Raw genomic sequence first — 15,591 nt, forward strand, 5'->3', positions numbered from 1 at the left:
GTGCAGGTAGTGGTGCTCGACGTGGTGCAGGGCTTCGTAGAAGGGCCGGTTGGCGGCTTCCTTGACGGCCTTTTTGGTGTGCAGCAGCGCCACGCGCGACAGCGTGGTGAATTGTTCGAGGTACTTGCCCGCATCGGCGGCGAAGTTCTCCGCCGGGAACACGGCATTCACCATGCCGATGCGGTGCGCTTCCTTGGCGTCGATGATGCCGCCGCCGAGCAGCAGTTCCATCACCTTGGTCATCGGCACCTGGCGCGGCAAGAGTATCGCGGCGATCGGCGGAAAGACGCCGAGCTTGATCTCGGGCTGGCCGAACTTGGCCTTCTCCGAGGCGACCACCATGTCGCAGGCGATCGCCAGCTCGCAGCCGCCGCCCAGCGCCGGACCGTTGACCACCGCGATGGTCGGGATCGGCACCAACATCAGGCGCTTCAGCAGGCCGTGAAAGACATCGATCATCTTCACCACCTTGTCCGGCGTGTGGTCCATCACGTCCACGCCCGAGGAGAAAGTCTTGTCGCCGTTACCGGTGATCACCAGCACCTTGGCGGTCTTGTTCGCCATCGCCATGTCCAGCGCCGTGTTCATCTCCTCCATGGTGGCGATGTCGAGCACGTTGTACGGCGGGCGGTTGATCGCGATGCGCAGCACATCGCCCTGCTCTTCGCAGGTTACGAATTTGAAATCAGCCATGTTCAGTGCTTCTCCTGTTCGTTGGCGGCCAGCGCGCACTCGGCGCGACGCCCTCCGGGTGTAGCTTCAAGGCGGTAGGGACAAACGGTTTCGCAGTCGGCGCAGCAGACTTCGCCCGACGCGCTGATGTGCCACAGGTCGGCGCCGCACAGCGTGCAGCGGCAGCGTGCCTCGGCCTTGGCGACCTGCGGCAGCGGGCGCGCGGTGTAGAAGTCGATCACGGTGCCCATCAGAAGAGGTCATCCATTTCGTCGGCACCGACGCCCGGCGGCATGCTGCCGTGCTGCTGCATGTAGGCCTGCACCAACTGGTTCTCGCGCTGGCTGAAGAAGGGTGCGTCCTCGACGGTGAAGTAGGGCGCGATCTCGGCCTTGTCGAGCATGGCTTCCAGCCCTTCGCGCAGGTTCTCGACGCCCTTGATCGCCAGCACCTTTTTGTCGCCGTCGAGCAATTGGTACACGCCTGACTCGGTGGTTACGCCGGCCACGGTCGCGGCATCCAGCGCCAGCCAGGACTCGGGCGGCAAGGGCGCGTTGACAATGGTCGGCGCCAGGTTGCACTTGAAGCAGCGCGCCGCTTCGGCACGTGCCGTGGCATCGTCGAAGCCGAGTTCCACCTCGTCCCAGTTGGCGCGCTTCTCGGGCGCCAGCATGATCGGGTGGAACTTGCGAATCTTGTTGAAACCCTCGTGACGGCCGATTTTCGGATCGGTTTCCCATCCATCGGGCAGGAGTTTCTCTTCGATGTCGCCATCGCCGCCCAGCAACCTGTCCATGGCGCCGGCCGCGACGCGGCCCTGGGCAATGGATTCGATCAGGGTCGAAGGCCCGAGCACGGCATCGCCGCCGGCATATACCTTGGGCCGGCTGGTCAGCATGGAATCGGCGCGCACGATGATGCGGCCCTTCTTGTCGGTCTCGACGCCGAAGCCCGCGAATTTGTCCGGATGCTGGCCGACGGCGGCGACCACCAGGTCCACACCCTCGGTGACTTCCACACCGGTATCGACCGGGCGGCGGCGGCCGGAGGCATCGGGCTCGCCCAGCTCCATTTTCGAGTAAGTGATTTCCAGCTTCGAGCCGTTGCTACCCGGCGCGATTTTCTTCGGCGCCAGCAGGTAGCGGATGTTCACGCCCTCCTCGACGCAGCCGTCGAATTCCTCGTCGCGCGCCGGCATTTCCTCGCGCGTGCGGCGATACACCATGTCCACCGCCGCGCCGTAACGCAGCGAGGAACGGGCATTGTCGGTGGCGACGTTGCCACCGCCGATCACCGCCACCTTCTTGCCGACCTGGATGCCGTCCGGTGTATTCACCAGGCCCATGGTCGCGGCGCGCAGGTAGGTCGGGCTGTCGATCACGCCGGCCAGGTCATCGCCGGGAATGCCGAGCGTGTCGCCGCCCTGGCAGCCGATGCCGATGAACACGGCCTCAAAGCCCTGGCCGAACAGGTCGTCCATGTTGTCGATGCGCGTGTCGTACTGGAACTTGACGCCCAGCTTTTCCACCTCGCCGACTTCGCGATCAATGACTTCGCCGGGGACGCGATACGAGGGAATGCCGTAGCGCGCCATGCCGCCGGAAGACGGCTGGGCGTCGAATACGGTGACGGCATGGCCCTTCTTCGCCAGGTACCAGGCCACGGTCAGGCCGGCCGGGCCGGCGCCGATCACGGCCGCCTTGCGCCCGCTGGGCGGGAGCTGTTTGGAGAACTGGCGCCAGATGCCGGTGTCGTTGTCATCCGCAACGCGCTTCAGCGTGCGGATCGACAGCGGATCATCGAGCTTGCCGCGACGGCAGGCCGCTTCGCACATGGCGAAGCAGGCGCGGCCGACGATGCCCGGGAAGGGCAGCTTCTCGCGCACCACGGCAATCGCCTCGCCGTACTTGCCTTCGGCGGCGAGCTGCACGTAGCGCGGCACGTCGATGCCGGCCGGACAGGCGCTCTTGCAGGGCACCATCGACTCCTCGCGCCTGGCGGGGTCGAGCGTGCGGTCGGTCAGGGCACCGGTCGGGCAGACGGTGACGCAGGCCTGGCAGAACTTGCAGCCGGAATCCACCAGCGTTTCGGCGATGGTGCCAACGTAAGTCCGCTTGCCCTGCGGTGTTTCGACTTCCTTGACTTCCAGGCAGCCGACGCCGCGAATGTCGTTGCAGGCCGTCAGGCAGCGGCGGCAGTCGATGCACAGGTTGTAGTCGCGATCAAAGAAGGGCTCGTCCTTGATCACCGGCAGGCTGGCCGGCTTGTAGCCCGGCGTGGTGCCGGGGATGCCGACGAAATCGGCGATCTTGCGCAACTCGCAGGTGGGGAAGATGTCGCAGCAGCGCGTCTCCGGCGGATTGCCGAAGGAACAGGTGGTGCGGCTGCAGCCGTCGCGCTGCGGGCAGGTGAGGCAAACGTGCGGATGCGGGCCGAGGGTCTTGGCCAGGCTTTCCTGGCGTGACTTGAAGATCTTCTCGGACTTTGTGGTCACGCGCATGCCATCGGCCACGGTGGTCGAGCAGGCCTTGCGCATGCCTGGCTCGCCTTCGAGCTCGATCATGCACAGGTTGCAACCCGCACCACCGGCGCCGCGCTGCATGGCCGGCGGCAGGTCAGGATGGGCGCACAGGGCCGGGATGTAAATGCCGGCATTGGTCGCGGCATTGAGCACCGAGGCACCGGCCGGCACCTCGATCTTGTTGCAGTCGATATGGATGCAAACGGTCTCGCCGAATTGGCCCATGTCCTTGGGCCGGGCAGCCTTCCACCACTTGATTTCCTGCACCGCGTTCATGTCCGCTCCTCCTGCCGTTTTCTGGCTTTCTCGTCGCCGTACCGCCAGCGCCGACTCTTCTAAGTGCCGGCCCGATAACCCGGGTAATACGCGCCGCGACAGGCTCCGGCCTTCACCGCGGCGATGAAACTCGCCATGTCATGCACCGGTTGCGAAAACTCCGTCGCGCAACGCCCCACGGCCACCGTCTTGTGGCAATCGCTGCCCCCCAGCGTCGGCAGGCCCAAGTGGGACGAGGCGCTGATCGCCAGATCGTTGTCGCTATCCGCATTGACGCCGTTGTGCGACTCCACGGCGGCAATGTCCTTCAAGTCCAGCAGTCCTTCCATCAAGCTGGCCAGCCCCACGTTGCGGAAGGGATGGGCCGGAGCGCAGATGCCGCCGAGGTCGTTGATGCGCTCGATGACCTCTTCCAGTGGCAGGTAGCTGTCGCGCCCCCAGAGGTTCCAGCCGTCGTCTTCCACCCCGTAGGCCAACAGGTGCCCCCTGTCCGTCGCAATCTCCACCCCGCGCAGGATCAGGTAGCCCTCATCGCGACCGACCTGCTCCACCGGCGCCGAAGCCTCGTAGGAATAGTGTTCGGTGATCACCGATCCGTCGAGGCCCAGCGCCTTGGCGCGGCGTATCAGGTCCAGCGGTTCGAGCCAGTTGTCGTACGAATACTTCGTATGACAATGGGTATCGATCCACATGGGCCCGCGCCGCGCCGGTGAATCAGGGCAACTCGTACTCTAGGTTGATGCGCTTGGACGGCACGAACTTGTTGCGCGAGAAGAACTTCTCCAGCGCGAAGTCGCTCCAGTTCACCAGGGTGTAGACCTTCTTCACGCCGGCGGCCTTCATGTTCATCATGAACTGGTCCAGCATCTCGGCGGCGACGCCGAAGTTGCGGAAGTCCGGATGCACGCCCAGGGTGTCGATGGTCGCCGTGCTGTCGGCAATGCCGAACTCGCCGAAGAACACGTAACCCATGATGAAGCCGGCCACCTTGCCGTCGACTTCGCAGACGATGGAAGTGTTGATGTTGGCCGCGCGGTTGAGAATCCCGGCGATCTTGCGCTCGTAGTATTCCTGGCGCGCCTCGCCAGTGGCGAAGGCATCGATGGCGACGATGGCATCCAGGTCGCTCTGGCGCAGCACGCGCAGCACTCGTTTCTGATCAGGCATTTCTTTCCTCCTTTAACCTAGTTTGTAAAGGCGACGCCAGCGGCGCGCCTAATCCTCGAACAATTCATCGTCGGGGGCAGCATCCGCCGACTTGCGCACATAGACCGTGCCGTAACTCATCCCCATTTCCTGGCCGGCGTCGAAACAGGTGTTGCAACCATCCCCCTCGACCTTGTACTCCTCGACATGCACCTCGAAACCCATCCCCTGGTAGTTCTTGACGATCTCCGAGAGCCTCGGCTCGCCGATCGTGGTCTGGCGCTTCCAGCCATTGCGGAGCAGGGCATCCTCCGGACTGACCGTCTTGGCCTGGGCGATCGGAATCACGCGCTTGGTCGTTGCCACGGGAATCACCCCGCTCACCACGAATGCTTGATCGCGCCCGGCGTGCAGGCGGTCATGCAGGGCAGGCTGGTGTAGCCGCCCGACGGCTTGCAGTCGGCACAATCGTAGGCCAGGGTGCGGCAATTCGGCTTCTTCACCCAGGTCACCTCGTCATCGTAGTCGTCGGTGATGGTCTCGAACATCGACTTCGGGCAGGCCGTCAGGCAGGCGTGACCGGCTGAGCACGAGATGCACTTGTCGGTGTCGATGCTGATGTAGTACTCGCCCGAGCCGTCCTTGTATCCGTAGTTGGCGATCATTTCGGTTCCCTTCTGGTAGGTCGCATCGGTGGCCGGCGGTTGCCGGCCACCCCGTCAGGCTATCAGGCCGCGGCTTTCTTCGATTGCAGGGTATAGCCGAACAGCGCCGCACCCAGGGCACCGGCGATCTGGCTGTCGATCTTGGTGTCCATCGCCTTGATACCCAGCAGCTTCTCGATGCGCTTGACCACGCCCGGATTCTTGGCGATGCCGCCGGTGATGAAGAAGCCTTCCTCGACGCCGATGCGCTCGAGCAGCGAAACCACGCGCTCGGCCATCGCCTGGCAGTAGGCCGCGATCACCTTGTTCTTGGTGTAGCCGGCCTTGAGCAGGCCCAGCGCCTCGGATTTGGCGAACACCACGCAGACCGAGGACACGGCCTCGACATCGCTGTCGATGTCGAAGGAACGCGGCCCCAGCTCGGCGATCGGAATCTGCATCAGATCGGAGATGACTTCCATGCCGCGGCCGGTGCCGGCAGCGCACTTGTCGTTCATCAGGAAGTTGGTGACCTTGCCCTTGTCGTCGCAGTGGATGGCCTTGCAGTCCTGGCCGCCCATGTCGAGGATGGTGCGCACGCCGTTGCCGCCCATGTAGTTGGCGCCGCGGGCATGGCAGGCGATCTCGGTGATGGCCTTGTGGGCGAAGGGCACATTGACGCGGCCGTAGCCGGTGCCGACCACGAAGTGGATGTCTTCCAGCTTCATGCCGCACTTATCCATCACGCCTTGCAGGGCGTTCTTCGCTGAGTCCGGCGAATTGTTGCCGGTGCGCATGCTGTTGAAGCCATAGAGCTCGCCATCAACCACCAGCACGGCTTGCGACGACACGGAACCGACGTCGATGCCGCAGGTGATGATCTTGGCCGTCTTCCAGTCCTTGGTCTCGTCGATCCAGACGTTTTCCTGCCAGCGCCAGAATTCCTTCTTCTCGGGGAGCGTATCGGCTTTCACTTCTGCATTCATGTTTTCTCTCTCCTGGTATCAGTGCTGACGTTCGGCGGCGATCAGGGCGCAACCCAGCGCGCTGATGTACTCGGGCATGTCGGGCAGGGACACGGCATCGACGCCCATCGCGGTCTTCAATGACTGGACGAAGCCGGCGTTGTGCACCATGCCGCCGATCAGCACCACTTCACCTTCGATGCCGACGCGGCGCACCATGGCGCAGACGCGGCTGGCGACGGCATCGAGCACCGCCTTGGCGATGTCGTTCTTCGGCGTCGAGGAGTGGATCAGGGAGACCACTTCCGACTCGGCGAACACCGTGCATTGCGCGTTCATCGGGATCGACTTGTCCGACTTGAGGCTGGCTTCGCCGAATTCCTTCAGCGTCATCTGCAGCGCGCGGCTCATCGCCTCGGCAAACGATCCTGCACCGGCGGCGCACTTCTCGTTGCCGGCAAAGTCGATGGCCTTGCCTTCGGCGTCTGTCTTCATGCCGCGACCTTCCTCGGCACCGACATCGACCACCGTGCGCGCCATCGGGTACATGAAGTTCGCGCCCTTGGCGCCGGCGGTCATCTCTGTGATGCCCTCGGCGGCGAAGGCCACCTGCTTGCGCCCGGCGCCGGTGGCGAACACCGCCTTGACGTCCTCGCGCTTGAGGCCGGCGGCCTCGAGGGCTTCTTTGTAGGCCTTGTCGGCGGCGACGTCCTGGTCGAGGTCGCCCGGCATCATGATGTGCGACTTCTTGACGCCATACTTCAGCTGCGGCGCGCCATCCACCTTCAGTTCCTCGATCAGCACCACCTTGATGCTGCGTGAACCCATGTCTATTCCAGCGGTAATCATTCGTGATTCCTCCTGTTGGTTCTGTTGTCAGGCGGCCTGGCGACGCAGACCGAGCTGTTCCATGAAGGCATCGACGCGGGCCTGGGTGCGCACTTCGTCGAACTCGCGCTCATCGCCCATGTTGCCTTCGAAAGTCATGATCGGCACGCCGGCCTTGGCGATGCCGCCACGGTTTTCCATGATGCCGAGACTGAGCCCTTCGCAGCCGCGATTCAGGTGCAGCATGACGCCGTCGACCTGCCATTCCTTGACGATGCGCAGCATCATTTCGGTCTTCAGGCGCGGATCGAAGAAGTGCTGCCACTGCGGCTTGGAGAGGTTCCAGTCGGCGTAGAGACGGGCGATCTGCTCGCGGGTGTTCATCTCGATACCCTTCTCCCAGGGCAGGGAACGACCGCCCCAGGAACCGTCCGGCTTGTCTTCCCAGATGCCCTCGAGGGCGAAGGTGTAGAGCGAGCCGATCGACACCGCACCGTAGGTTTCGAGGTAGCGGAAGATCTTGAGGAAGGACCAGGGCGGTTGCGTGTCGGACATCATGCGGCACTTCTCGTTCGGCACGGCGGCGATGCCGCGCGCGACGCGATCCTTGACCTCGTCGTAGAGCTCGTCGTAGAAGTCGGCGCACCATTGCGAGGACTTCGACAGCGTGGCCAGCACATAGAGCGAGTACATTGTCTTCTCGTCCAGCGGCGCCGGCTTGACCTTGTTCAGGGCGCAGATGTCGGCCCAGCGGCTGGTCGAGCGCATTTCGTTCTTTACCGCCTTGAGGAACTTCTCGTCGTCGAACTTGCGGCCGGTGGTCTTCTCGAGGAACTCGATGCCGTCGAGCAACTGGTCGGTAACATAGTCGAGGCGCGCGGCATTCATGTCCTTGTAGGGACCGACGCCGACGTCGACATAGAACTGCGGCACCTGCTCGACCTTGGCGACGTGCTGGTACCACTTCGAATGCGAGCAGCAGATCTGCGTCTGGAAGATGAAGTCGGGCTTGGGAAACTTTCCGCCGTAGAGGTACTTGTCGAGGTGCATGCCACCCCAATAAATGCGCATATAGGAGCACAGATCACGGGCGAAGCCGACCGACTCGGCGGCGTCCATGCATTCCTTGGCGAACTTCTTGTCGTGTGCGACAGCAGCGGCATACGGCTCGCCGGTCAGCGAATAGACGTCGTCGCCGAGGCCGGCCGGCAGGGCATCCAGCGCCCAGGCCGAGCCGGACCAGCGCAGGCCGCCGTTCTCCTTGGCCTTGGCGTAGTTCTGGTAGTACTGCTCGCGCAGCTGCTTGGCCTTGCCCCACAGCTTGAGGGACTCGGTCGGATACTTGTTAGGTGCATTCATCTTGCTCTCCCTTCTGGTCAGAACAGCTCTTCTTCGCTCAGCGTCTCGAGCATGGCTTCGATACGGATGCGGAAGGGGCCGATGGGGTTGGTGATGTCGAATTCGAGGAACAGCGTCGGGATGCCGTTCTTCTCCAGGTGCTCCTTGAGGTCCGGATAATCGCCCTCGTGCGGATCGCAGAACTTCTGCTGCAGGAAGATCGCGGCGCGCGCGTTGTATTCCTTGGCCAGGCCCAGCACGTGGTCGAAGCGCGTGTGGCTGGGGTAATCCTTGGTCGGGCAGGCCGGACGATCGCAGTAGCGCTCGGCGATGCGCTTGATCGGGTCGGCGTCCTTCTTCGACTCGTTCCAGAAGTAACGGGTGCCGGAGCACTGGTCGTCGATGACGATGGTGGAACCCACCGACTCGACCATGGCCATGAAGGCGATGTCGTCGTTTTCGGAGCCGATGGTCATGAAGCGCACGCCTTCCTTGCGGTCCATCTGGCGCGACGGCAGGGCGGCGAGCACCTTTTTCAGCATCTCGTTGTGCTCGCGCTTGTCGATGAACTGGGCGGTGAGCGAGGCGTAGAGGGCTTCGACGCCGGTGACCTTGGGATTGGCTTCCTTGCGATAGTCGAAGAGCTGGCGCAACAGGCGACGGTTCTCGTCGACCACGTCGGTGGCCTCGTGCAACATCGCATCCGTCAGTTCCTTGCCGGTCAGCGCGGAAAGAAAGGTGCGGAAGGACTGGATTTCGGCGTAGTGCGCCTTCCTCGCGTGCGGGCTCTGCACGTCGTTGGGCATCGGCACGTAGTAGTCCCACTTGACGCTGGGGACGTTGCTGCGCCAGGAGCTGAAGGTCTGCCGATACTGGATGCAGGACTGGGTCAGGGTCACGCCCTCGGCATAGTCGAAGCGGCCGAGCAGGCCTTGCGCCAGCGAATCGCGGCAGAAGGGACAGAACATGCCGAAGATGTGCGGCTCGGTGACGTTCTGCGGTTCGTGGGCGCCGAGCACGCGCACCGGCAGCATGCCGGCGGCGATCAGCAGTTCTTCCGCGGTGTAGGTACACATGGTCGCCACCACCTGGCCGCCGGTGCGGGCCTTCCAGTCGCGGGCGTAGTCGTGGCGCTTCTCATACCAGTCCTTGAACTGGTCGAACAATCCATCAGCCATTGCTGCCTCCTTTGTTGTCCATTCGCCGCGAGGGTCGCTGCGAATCGGTGCTTCCTGATAAGAGCGGAACTATTGTTCCTTGTCTGAACCATACTGCACAACTGCGGCGAAGTATGGAGATCAAAAACCACCCTGTCAATACCATCATGAATTATTGTGCCGCAGTGCCGCAAACACGCTAGCACTTTGTTTTATTGTGTTTTTACTATCTTTTTATACTAAATAAGCATTTGCTAACGTTAAAAACAGTTGACATTTATCAAAAACATGCACTATAGTACCTGTACCGTCCCTGCACGATCAGGGAAGGAAAAACAAATGGACACCACGACTAAAGACTCTATCACTGCCAACCAGGCCTTCCACGACGAGGCCGCCGATGCCGAATTCATCCGGGCGGTGGGGAATCGCGTGCGCGAAGCGCGCGCTCGGCGCGGCATGTCGCGCAAGGCGCTGGCCCTCAGTTCGGCGGTGTCCGAACGCTATCTGGCCCAGGTCGAAAGCGGCGAGACCAATCCTTCCATCATGGTGCTGCGCCATGTCACCCATGCACTCGGCATTTCCCTGCTGGAACTGATCGAGCCGCAACAGGGCTCCAACGAATACCGCCTGATCGCGCACTTCCTCGAGCAGCTTTCGCCCAGCCGACTGGAAGACGCCATGCTGCGCCTGATGCGCGACTTCGGCAGCGAGGATGCAGCGCGCCGTCGCCGCATTGCCCTGGTCGGCCTGCGCGGGGCCGGCAAGTCCACGCTGGGCCGCTCGCTTGCCGCCGAACTGGCAATACCCTTCGTCGAACTCAACGGCGCGATCGAGGCCGAGGCCGGCGTCAGCCTCAACGAAATCTTCATGCTCTACGGCCAGCCCGGCTTCCGCCGCCTCGAACGCCGTTGCCTGGAGAACATCGTCGCCCGGCACGAAGCGGCGGTGATCACCGTCGGCGGCGGCATCGTCTCCGAAGCCGAGACCTTCAACCTGCTGCTGATGAACTGCTACACGGTCTGGGTCAAGGCCAGCCCCGAAGAACACATGGCGCGCGTCGTCGCCCAGGGCGACCTGCGGCCGATGGAAGGCAGCGCCGAGGCCATGGAGGACATGCGCCGCATCCTCGTCGCCCGCGAATCGCTTTACAGCAAGGCCGATTTCACGCTGGATACCACCGGCCGCACGCCGGAGGAATGCCTCACCCAATTGCGTCAAACCGTCACCGCCCACCCCTGAAACAGCCGAACATCCATGGCTTCGATTAGCACCCGCAAATCATGAAACGCTCGAACCTTTCCCTGACCATGGGCCAGCAAACTCGGCCCACCCCTCTTCGCCCCCCTCACGGGGGGTTACCAAACAGCTCGCTGCGCTCGATATCACCAGCAACCAATGATGCAAATCCAACCTAACACCTACAGAGCAACCACAACGGAGAACCCCATGAACAGCCCCGAAGCCGTCAAGCCCGTGATCACCTACGACACCAGCCCCGCGCAGTACAAGCACTGGAGCCTCGCCTGCGATGGCGCCATCGCCACGCTGACGCTGAACATCAACGAAGACGGCGGCATCAAGCCCGGCTACAAGCTCAAGCTCAACTCCTACGACCTCGGCGTGGACATGGAGCTGCACGACGCCCTGCAGCGCGTGCGCTTCGAGCATCCCGAAGTGAAAACCGTGGTCGTCACCAGCGGCAAGGACCGCATCTTCTGTTCCGGCGCCAACATCTTCATGCTCGGCCTGTCGACCCACGCCTGGAAGGTCAACTTCTGCAAATTCACCAACGAGACAAGGAACGGCATCGAGGATTCCAGCCGTTACTCCGGCCTCAAGTTCCTCGCCGCCTGCAACGGCACCACCGCCGGCGGCGGCTACGAGCTGGCCCTGGCCTGCGACGAGATCATCCTGGTCGATGACCGCTCCTCCGCCGTCAGCCTGCCCGAAGTGCCGCTGCTCGGCGTGCTGCCCGGCACCGGCGGCCTCACCCGCGTCATCGACAAGCGCCGCGTGCGTCGCGACCACGCCGACATCTTCTGCACCCTGACCGAAGGCATCCGCTCCCAGCGTGCCAAGGAATGGCGCCTGATCGACGACTACGCCAAGCCGCAGGCCTTCGCCGAGAAGGTCAAGGCCCGCGCCACCGAACTCGCCGCGCAAAGCGACCGCCCGTCAGACGCCAAGGGCATCGCCCTGACACCGCTCAAGCGCACGATCGACGAAGCCGGCTACCACTACGAGACGGTGGATGTGACGATCGACCGCGCTGCGCGCCGCGCCACGCTGACCGTCAAGGCCCCCGCCGCCGCCGTGCAATCGAAGATCGACGACATCGTCGCCGCCGGCGCCGCCTGGTGGCCGCTGCAAATGGCGCGCGAACTCGACGACGCCATCCTGATGCTGCGCACCAACGACCTCGACATCGGCACCTGGGTGCTCAAGACCACGGGCGACGCCACCCTGGCCCTGGGCGCCGATGCCGTGCTCGACGCCAACCGCAAACACTGGTTCGTGCGCGAAACCATCGGCATGCTGCGGCGGACCCTGGCGCGCCTGGACGTCACCTCGCGCACCCTGATCGCCCTGGTCGAGCGCGGCTCCTGCTTCGCCGGCACCCTGGCCGAGCTGCTGTTCGCCGCCGACCGCGGCTACATGCTGGCCCTGCCCGACGCGCCGGCCGAGGAAGGCAAGGTCACGCTCTCGGCGATGAATTTCGGCGACTACCCGATGGTCAACGCGCAGTACCGCCTTCAGGCACGTTTCTACGGCGAAGAAGGTCCGCTCGGCGCCGTGAGGGCCGCCATCGGTCAGCCGCAAGGTGCCGATGCCGCGCTGGCGCTGGGCCTGGTCACCGCCACGCCGGACGACCTGGACTGGGAAGATGAAATCCGCATCGTGCTCGAAGAACGCGCCAGCCTTTCGCCCGATGCCCTGACCGGCATGGAAGCCAACCTGCGCTTCGGCCCCGGCGAGACCATGGAGACCCGCGTCTTCGGGCGGCTGTCGGCCTGGCAGAACTGGATTTTCATCCGCCCCAACGCCGTCGGCGAAGGCGGCGCGCTGAAAGTCTTCGGCAGCGGCAACAAGGCCAAGTTCGACTGGAACCGCGTCTGACGCAAGACAACCGTCATTCCGGCTTGCGCCGGAATGACAAGAACAACACCCCAATCCCAAACAGGAGCAGAAAATGAGCATCGATTACAGCCAGAAGATCCCCAACAACGTCCACCTCAACGACAACAAGACCCTGCAACGCGCGCTCGAGCACTGGCAGCCCGAGTTCATCAACTGGTGGAAGGACATGGGCCCCGACGGCTCGCAGAACTTCGACGTCTACCTGCGTACGGCGGTCAGCGTCGACCCGTCCGGCTGGGCGCACTTCGACTACGTCAAGATGCCCGACTACCGCTGGGGCATTTTCCTCAACCCGGCCGAAGCCGACCGCAAGGTGAACTTCGGCGCGCACAAGGGCGAAGCCGCCTGGCAGGAAGTCCCCGGCGAATACCGCAGCAACCTGCGCCGCCTGATCGTGACGCAAGGCGACACCGAGCCCGCCTCGGTCGAGCAGCAGCGCCACCTGGGCCTGACCTGCCCTTCGCTCTACGACATGCGCAACCTGTTCCAGGTCAACGTCGAGGAAGGCCGCCACCTCTGGGCCATGGTCTACCTGCTGCACGCCTACTTCGGCCGCGACGGCCGCGAGGAAGCCGAGGCCCTGCTCGAGCGTCGCTCGGGCGATGCCGACAATCCCCGCATCCTCGGCGCCTTCAACGAGCGCACGCCGGACTGGCTCAGCTTCTTCATGTTCACCTACTTCACCGACCGCGACGGCAAGTACCAGCTCTGCTCGCTGGCCGAATCCGGCTTCGACCCGCTGGCGCGCACCTGCAAGTTCATGCTGACCGAAGAGGCGCACCACATGTTCGTCGGCGAATCCGGCGTCGGCCGCGTCATCCAGCGCACCTGCGACGTGATGAACCAGCTCAAGACCGACGACGTGGCGAAGATCCGCGCCGCCGGCGTGATCGACCTGCCCACCATCCAGCGCTACCTGAACTTCCATTTCAGCGTGACCATGGATCTGTTCGGCGCCGATGTCTCGTCGAATGCGGCGACCTTCTACACCACCGGCCTCAAGGGCCGCTACGAAGAGACCAAGCAGACCGACGACCACCTGCTCAACGACGCCAGCTACGGCGTGCTGGAAGTCGACGACGGCAAGCTGGTCACCATCCAGGCACCGTATCTCAACGCCATCAACGAAAAGCTGCGCGACGACTACGTGGTCGATGCCAAGGCCGGCATCGAGCGCTGGAACAAGATCATCCAGAAGGCGGGCATCCCCTTCACGCTCTCCGCGCCGCACAAGGCCTTCAACCGCAAGATCGGGCCGCTCTCCGCCGCCAGGATCTCGCCCACCGGGCAAGTGGTCTCGGAAGGCGAATGGACGCACCAGCACCTGCACTGGCTGCCCTCGGCCGAGGACCGCGCCTTCGTCGCCTCGCTGATGGGCCGTGTTGCCGAGCCGGGCAAGTTCGCCAACTGGATCGCCCCGCCGGCGCGCGGCATCAACAACCAGCCGGTGGACTTCGCCTACGTGCGATTCAACTAAGCATCAGCCCCGTCATTCCGGGCTTGACCCGGAATCCAGTGGAATATCGCTGGATTCCGGCGTTCGCCGGAATGACGGGGCTGCATCGGCCTGATTCTCCGCTACCATTGGCACGCCCATAAAGCCAAGGAAAACAACATGACCGCCGCCCCAGCGACCATCCTGCGCCAACACCTGATCGACCCCGAGATCTGCATCCGCTGCAACACCTGCGAGGAGACCTGCCCGGTCGATGCGATCAGCCACGACTCGCGCAACTACGTGATCGACGCGGCCAAGTGCAAGCTCTGCTACAACTGCATCTCGCCCTGCCCCACCGGCGCCATCGACAGTTGGCGCAACATGCCGGCCGACCGGGCCTACCCGATCGCGGAACAGTTGCTGTGGGACAGCCTGCCCGGACAGATCGCCCTCGACCAAGGCGGCACGGCCGGCGCGGGCACGGAAGTCGGCGCTGGCAACACGGCGGGCGAAACGCCAGAGGATGTCGCACAGATCGCCGCGGCCTCCACCGCCGGCCAGGGCGGCACGGCGCCGCCGCCGTGGTCCGCCGCCCACCCTTACGTGAACCTCTACGGCATCCACCAGCCGGCCGTGGCCACCGTCAGCGGCAACTTCCGCCTCACCGCCGAGGACGCATCGAGCGACATCCGCCACATCGTCCTCGACTTCGGCAACGCCTCCTTCCCCGTGCTCGAAGGCCAGACCATTGGCATCCTGCCGCCCGGCCTCGACGCGAATGGCAAACCCCACCACGTGCGCCTGTATTCGGTGGCCAGCCCGCGCGAAGGCGAGCGCCCCAAGTACAACAACCTCTCGCTGACCGTGAAGCGCGTCACCGAGGACCACGAAGGCAAGGCCGCGCACGGCATCGGCTCGAACTACCTGTGCGACCTGAAGAAGGGCGACAAGGTCAATGTCGTCGGCCCCTACGGCACCAGCTTCCTGATGCCCAACCACCCCGGCAGCCACCTGCTGATGATCTGCACCGGCACCGGCTCGGCGCCCATGCGCGCGATGACCGAGAGACGCCGCCGCAAGTTCAGCTCCGGCGAGAGCCTGGGCAAGCAGATGCTCTTCTTCGGCGCCCGCAGCTCCGGCGAACTGCCTTACTTCGGGCCCTTGACCAAGTTGCCCAAGGAGTTCATCGACATCAATTTCGGCTTCTCGCGCGTTCCCGGCGAACCCAAGCGCTACGTGCAGGACCTGCTTCGCGAGCGCGGCGAGGACGTTGCGCGCCTGCTGAAGGACGAGAACACCTACGTCTATATCTGCGGCCTGAAGGGCATGGAAAAAGGCGTCGAGGAAGCCTTCACCGCGCTATGCCAGGCCAACGGACTGGACTGGAACGGACTGCGCCCGCAGATGCTGCAGCAGGGGCGGTATCACGTGGAAACGTATTGAGGTAGCGGAGGCTCAAGAGTCG

At 63.9% G+C, this 15,591-nt stretch carries 15 protein-coding genes; 4 read left to right on the forward strand and 11 right to left on the reverse strand.

Annotated features, from left to right (window positions below; genetic code table 11):
• The 11 genes from J0M27_RS10495 to bzdN all read right to left on the reverse strand — a co-directional run.
• Positions 1-693 (reverse strand): enoyl-CoA hydratase/isomerase family protein (locus J0M27_RS10495; protein ID WP_294990973.1); only part of this gene is annotated, 693 nt, incomplete at its 3' end.
• A gap of 2 nt (positions 694-695) precedes the next feature.
• On the reverse strand, positions 696-923 hold the full coding sequence (locus J0M27_RS10500) for a hypothetical protein (RefSeq protein WP_294990975.1): 228 nt from the start codon (positions 921-923) through the stop codon (positions 696-698).
• Positions 923-3,469: an FAD-dependent oxidoreductase gene (locus tag J0M27_RS10505; RefSeq protein ID WP_294990978.1), complete on the reverse strand. Its 2,547-nt coding sequence runs from the start codon at positions 3,467-3,469 to the stop codon at positions 923-925. The genes J0M27_RS10500 and J0M27_RS10505 overlap by 1 nt, the downstream gene beginning before the upstream one ends.
• Positions 3,470-3,528: 59 nt before the next feature.
• Positions 3,529-4,161: a PHP domain-containing protein gene (locus J0M27_RS10510; protein ID WP_294990981.1), complete on the reverse strand. Its 633-nt coding sequence runs from the start codon at positions 4,159-4,161 to the stop codon at positions 3,529-3,531.
• Positions 4,162-4,183: 22 nt separating this feature from the next.
• Complete coding sequence (locus tag J0M27_RS10515) at positions 4,184-4,636, reverse strand: GNAT family N-acetyltransferase (protein ID WP_294990984.1); 453 nt, start codon at positions 4,634-4,636, stop codon at positions 4,184-4,186.
• Positions 4,637-4,684: 48 nt separating this feature from the next.
• Positions 4,685-4,981 (reverse strand): hypothetical protein, encoded by a 297-nt coding sequence (locus J0M27_RS10520; protein WP_294990986.1) that lies wholly within the window; start codon positions 4,979-4,981, stop codon positions 4,685-4,687.
• A 14-nt stretch (positions 4,982-4,995) separates the two neighbouring features.
• Positions 4,996-5,280 carry a hypothetical protein gene (locus J0M27_RS10525; RefSeq protein WP_294990988.1) on the reverse strand — a complete coding sequence of 95 codons (285 nt, stop codon included), beginning with the start codon at positions 5,278-5,280 and terminating at the stop codon, positions 4,996-4,998.
• Positions 5,281-5,342: 62 nt separating this feature from the next.
• Positions 5,343-6,245 carry a benzoyl-CoA reductase, bzd-type, subunit Q gene (gene bzdQ / locus J0M27_RS10530; protein ID WP_294990991.1) on the reverse strand — a complete coding sequence of 301 codons (903 nt, stop codon included), beginning with the start codon at positions 6,243-6,245 and terminating at the stop codon, positions 5,343-5,345.
• Positions 6,246-6,263: 18 nt separating this feature from the next.
• Positions 6,264-7,073: an acyl-CoA dehydratase activase gene (locus J0M27_RS10535; RefSeq protein WP_294990994.1), complete on the reverse strand. Its 810-nt coding sequence runs from the start codon at positions 7,071-7,073 to the stop codon at positions 6,264-6,266.
• 27 nt (positions 7,074-7,100) lie between these two features.
• A complete protein-coding gene (gene bzdO / locus J0M27_RS10540) occupies positions 7,101-8,411 on the reverse strand; it encodes a benzoyl-CoA reductase, bzd-type, subunit O (RefSeq protein ID WP_294990997.1) in 1,311 nt (436 codons plus the stop codon).
• A gap of 17 nt (positions 8,412-8,428) precedes the next feature.
• On the reverse strand, positions 8,429-9,568 hold the full coding sequence (bzdN, locus tag J0M27_RS10545; RefSeq protein WP_294991000.1) for a benzoyl-CoA reductase, bzd-type, subunit N: 1,140 nt from the start codon (positions 9,566-9,568) through the stop codon (positions 8,429-8,431).
• A 318-nt stretch (positions 9,569-9,886) separates the two neighbouring features.
• Here bzdN and J0M27_RS10550 point away from each other — a divergent pair, with 318 nt between their 5' ends.
• The 4 genes from J0M27_RS10550 to boxA all read left to right on the forward strand — a co-directional run bounded on the left by J0M27_RS10550 (position 9,887) and on the right by boxA (position 15,569).
• Positions 9,887-10,789, forward strand: a complete 903-nt coding sequence (locus tag J0M27_RS10550; RefSeq protein ID WP_294991003.1) for a helix-turn-helix transcriptional regulator — start codon at positions 9,887-9,889, stop codon at positions 10,787-10,789.
• 207 nt (positions 10,790-10,996) lie between these two features.
• Positions 10,997-12,667 carry a 2,3-epoxybenzoyl-CoA dihydrolase gene (boxC, locus tag J0M27_RS10555; RefSeq protein WP_294991005.1) on the forward strand — a complete coding sequence of 557 codons (1,671 nt, stop codon included), beginning with the start codon at positions 10,997-10,999 and terminating at the stop codon, positions 12,665-12,667.
• A 73-nt stretch (positions 12,668-12,740) separates the two neighbouring features.
• Complete coding sequence (gene boxB / locus J0M27_RS10560; RefSeq protein WP_294991007.1) at positions 12,741-14,165, forward strand: benzoyl-CoA 2,3-epoxidase subunit BoxB; 1,425 nt, start codon at positions 12,741-12,743, stop codon at positions 14,163-14,165.
• Between the two features lie 138 nt (positions 14,166-14,303).
• On the forward strand, positions 14,304-15,569 hold the full coding sequence (boxA, locus tag J0M27_RS10565) for a benzoyl-CoA 2,3-epoxidase subunit BoxA (RefSeq protein WP_294991009.1): 1,266 nt from the start codon (positions 14,304-14,306) through the stop codon (positions 15,567-15,569).
• Positions 15,570-15,591 lie beyond the last annotated feature (22 nt).

The sequence above is a fragment of the Sulfuritalea sp. genome, assembly GCF_017302275.1.
In the GTDB taxonomy this organism is placed as follows: domain Bacteria; phylum Pseudomonadota; class Gammaproteobacteria; order Burkholderiales; family Rhodocyclaceae; genus Sulfuritalea.

Coding starts and splice junctions, on each gene's coding strand:
- J0M27_RS10500 (WP_294990975.1), bottom strand. CDS start 923: ATGGGCACCGTGATCGACTTCTACACCGCGCGCCCGCTGCCGCAGGTC.
- J0M27_RS10505 (WP_294990978.1), bottom strand. CDS start 3,469: ATGAACGCGGTGCAGGAAATCAAGTGGTGGAAGGCTGCCCGGCCCAAG.
- J0M27_RS10510 (WP_294990981.1), bottom strand. CDS start 4,161: ATGTGGATCGATACCCATTGTCATACGAAGTATTCGTACGACAACTGG.
- J0M27_RS10515 (WP_294990984.1), bottom strand. CDS start 4,636: ATGCCTGATCAGAAACGAGTGCTGCGCGTGCTGCGCCAGAGCGACCTG.
- J0M27_RS10525 (WP_294990988.1), bottom strand. CDS start 5,280: ATGATCGCCAACTACGGATACAAGGACGGCTCGGGCGAGTACTACATC.
- bzdQ (WP_294990991.1), bottom strand. CDS start 6,245: ATGAATGCAGAAGTGAAAGCCGATACGCTCCCCGAGAAGAAGGAATTC.
- J0M27_RS10535 (WP_294990994.1), bottom strand. CDS start 7,073: ATGATTACCGCTGGAATAGACATGGGTTCACGCAGCATCAAGGTGGTG.
- bzdO (WP_294990997.1), bottom strand. CDS start 8,411: ATGAATGCACCTAACAAGTATCCGACCGAGTCCCTCAAGCTGTGGGGC.
- bzdN (WP_294991000.1), bottom strand. CDS start 9,568: ATGGCTGATGGATTGTTCGACCAGTTCAAGGACTGGTATGAGAAGCGC.
- J0M27_RS10550 (WP_294991003.1), top strand. CDS start 9,887: ATGGACACCACGACTAAAGACTCTATCACTGCCAACCAGGCCTTCCAC.
- boxC (WP_294991005.1), top strand. CDS start 10,997: ATGAACAGCCCCGAAGCCGTCAAGCCCGTGATCACCTACGACACCAGC.
- boxB (WP_294991007.1), top strand. CDS start 12,741: ATGAGCATCGATTACAGCCAGAAGATCCCCAACAACGTCCACCTCAAC.
- boxA (WP_294991009.1), top strand. CDS start 14,304: ATGACCGCCGCCCCAGCGACCATCCTGCGCCAACACCTGATCGACCCC.